Raw genomic sequence first — 2,517 nt, 5'->3', positions numbered from 1 at the left:
GCATCGCAGGGGTGTCGAAAGAGTCAACTGCGGTCCAAAGCTGTTGGACTTGGGTGAAAAGGGCGTTTATTCTTCCTATACGTGCCGCGTTCCAGGCGGCGACTATGAGGGCTATGTCGATGCCCATGTGCGCCGGCTGGAGGCGCTACGCCGGGCCGGTATCGTCGAGCGGATCGACGCCGACCAATGGCGCATCCCCGATGATCTGGTCAGCCGTGCCGCCCATGACGCCGGCCGAGACAGTCAGGCCAGCGTTCGCGTCCTTTCCCCGGTCGATCTGAACAAACAGATCGGATCGGACGGCGCGACCTGGCTGGACCGGCGGCTGATCCACGGCGAGACGGCCGACCTTGCGCCAACCGGCTTCGGGCAACAAGTCCGCGAAGCCATGGACCAGCGCCGCGAGCACCATATCGAACAGGGCGACGCCACCCGCAGCCGGGACAGCCGCGTCTTCTACCGGCGCAACCTTCTCGCCATCCTGCGGGAGCGCGAGGTAGCCGGCGTCGGATCGGATATGGCTTTGAGTAAGGGCCTGCCGTTCCGCGCCGCCACGGACGGCGAGAGCGTCAGCGGCAAGTTTACCGGAACCGTGCATCTATCGAGCGGCAAGTTCGCCGTGGTCGAGAAATCCCATGAGTTCACCCTTGTCCCGTGGCGGCCGATCATCGACCGCCAACTCGGCCGCGAGGTTATGGGCATCGTGCAGGGCGGGTCGGTGTCGTGGCAGTTAGGGCGGCAGAGGGGGCTGGAACGCTGAGTGCGCCCATGCCGCATTGCGAAGCAAAAGATAATCGGATATAATGTAGCAATTCATATTCGTAAGCGTGGAGTAATCAGATGGGAAATTCCAAGTCAGCAGACAAGTAAGCCGCAACAACCAGTATTGTTGTTGCGGCGCTCTGTAAGGCTAGTCTCATCTGATTGCTGACGAGCAGACGTCGCCCGGTATTCCTTAATCGAGGGTTGATTCATCATGACCACCACACGCCCCGCGTGGGCCTATACGCTGCCGGCAGCACTGCTGCTGATGGCTCCTTTCGACATCCTCGCTTCACTGGCGATGGATATTTATCTCCCTGTCGTTCCAGCGATGCCCGGCATCCTGAACACGACGCCCGCTATGATCCAACTCACGTTGAGCCTCTATATGGTGATGCTCGGCGTGGGCCAGGTGATTTTTGGTCCGCTCTCAGACAGAATCGGGCGACGGCCAATTCTACTTGCGGGCGCAACGGCTTTCGTCATTGCGTCTCTGGGAGCAGCTTGGTCTTCAACTGCACCGGCCTTTGTCGCTTTCCGTCTACTTCAAGCAGTGGGCGCGTCGGCCATGCTGGTGGCGACGTTCGCGACGGTTCGCGACGTTTATGCCAACCGTCCTGAGGGTGTCGTCATCTACGGCCTTTTCAGTTCGATGCTGGCGTTCGTGCCTGCGCTCGGCCCTATCGCCGGAGTATTGATCGGCGAGTTCTTGGGATGGCAGGCGATATTCATTACTTTGGCTATACTGGCGATGCTCGCACTCCTAAATGCGGGTTTCAGGTGGCACGAAACCCGCCCTCTGGATCAAGTCAAGACGCGCCGATCTGTCTTGCCGATCTTCGCGAGTCCGGCTTTTTGGGTTTACACTGTCGGCTTTAGCGCCGGTATGGGCACCTACTTCGTCTTCTTCTCGACGGCTCCCCGTGTGCTCATAGGCCAAGCGGAATATTCCGAGATCGGATTCAGCTTTGCCTTCGCCACTGTCGCGCTTGTAATGATCGTGACAACCCGTTTCGCGAAGTCCTTTGTCGCCAGATGGGGCATCGCAGGATGCGTGGCGCGTGGGATGGCGTTGCTTGTTTGCGGAGCGGTCCTGTTGGGGATCGGCGAACTTTACGGCTCGCCGTCATTCCTCACCTTCATCCTACCGATGTGGGTTGTCGCGGTCGGTATTGTCTTCACGGTGTCCGTTACCGCGAACGGCGCTTTGGCAGAGTTCGACGACATCGCGGGATCAGCGGTCGCGTTCTACTTCTGCGTTCAAAGCCTGATAGTCAGCATTGTCGGGACATTGGCGGTGGCACTTTTAAACGGTGACACAGCGTGGCCCGTGATCTGTTACGCCACGGCGATGGCGGTACTGGTTTCGTTGGGGCTGGTGCTCCTTCGGCTCCGTGGGGCTGCCACCGAGAAGTCGCCAGTCGTCTAACCGACGACTGGTAGCAGGCCCGCTCCGATGCGGCGCACTAACCATCGAAACCTCGTGAATGTCGGTATCCTGTCTGGCAGGATACCGCTCATTTCCCTTGTTCAGTTCATCGCCGTCGCCGAGCATCTGAATTTTCGGCATGCGGCCAAGGCACTTGGTATCAGCCAGTCGAGCGTCAGCGCGCGTGTGAAAGCGCTGGAGGATAACCTTGGTGTCCTGCTATTTGAGCGCCATGCGCGGGGCGTTCGGCTAACAGACGCAGGCAGGCACTTCATGGAGCGTGTCACGGCGGGTGTCGATCAACTCGATCACGCAGTGAAGACCGC

General features: G+C 59.6%; 3 protein-coding genes. All 3 read left to right on the top strand.

Annotation, left to right across the window (positions count from 1 at the left end; translation table 11 throughout):
• Positions 1 to 760, top strand: a 760-nt coding sequence (locus IE155_RS17805; RefSeq protein WP_229817453.1) for a DUF3363 domain-containing protein, incomplete at its 5' end; no start/stop codon positions are given.
• A 216-nt stretch (positions 761 to 976) separates the two neighbouring features.
• A complete protein-coding gene (gene floR, locus IE155_RS17800) occupies positions 977 to 2,191 on the top strand; it encodes a chloramphenicol/florfenicol efflux MFS transporter FloR (protein WP_000214122.1) in 1,215 nt (404 codons plus the stop codon).
• 27 nt (positions 2,192 to 2,218) lie between these two features.
• On the top strand, positions 2,219 to 2,517 hold a 299-nt coding region (locus tag IE155_RS17795), incomplete at its 3' end, for a LysR family transcriptional regulator (protein ID WP_001255014.1).

The organism is Thalassotalea profundi (genome assembly GCF_014653195.1).
Taxonomy (GTDB): Bacteria; Pseudomonadota; Gammaproteobacteria; order Enterobacterales; family Alteromonadaceae; genus Thalassotalea_B; species Thalassotalea_B profundi.
Note: the sequence above shows the minus strand (reverse complement) of the source record. Positions and strands in the feature narration are given on the sequence as shown.